We start from the raw sequence: 499 nt of genomic DNA, 5'->3' as shown, positions 1-499 counted from the left end.
TTCGAGGAGACCGCCAGTGGCGGACGTTGGGATCGGCCCAGGCTCCTAGAAATGATCGGCCAGTTGCGTGAGGGAGACGTCGTTGTGGTCTGGAAGCTCGACCGGCTTTCGCGGAGCCTCAAGGACATGCTGCACATCATGGAGCGGATCGAGATAGCCGGTGCGGGCTTCCGCTCCCTGACCGAGGCAATCGACACCACAACTGCGGCCGGCCGGATGATGATGCAGATGGTCGGCAGTTTCGCCGAGTTCGAACGGGCCATGATCCGCGAACGCACCAGCGCTGGCCTCGCACTGGCCCGCGCCGAGGGCAGAATTGGCGGTCGCCGGCGCAAGCTTGATGGCAAGCAACGTCGCGAGATCGCAGAGTCTGTCATATCGGGCCGCAAGTCAGGCGCTGAGATGGCCCGCCTCTACAGCGTCAGTGAGCCAACAGTTTCACGCATTGTTGCCGACTACCGGCAGAATGCGACGATCCCAGCCCTACCGTGAATCTGTG

At 62.7% G+C, this 499-nt stretch carries 1 protein-coding gene; it reads left to right on the top strand.

From position 1 onward, the window contains the following. Positions 1-492 (top strand): recombinase family protein (locus AC6A67_RS05570; protein ID WP_498035567.1); only part of this gene is annotated, 492 nt, incomplete at its 5' end. Positions 493-499 lie beyond the last annotated feature (7 nt).

The sequence above is a fragment of the Camelimonas sp. FR25 genome, assembly GCF_059740505.1.
This window is presented reverse-complemented; position numbering and strand designations above follow the sequence as displayed.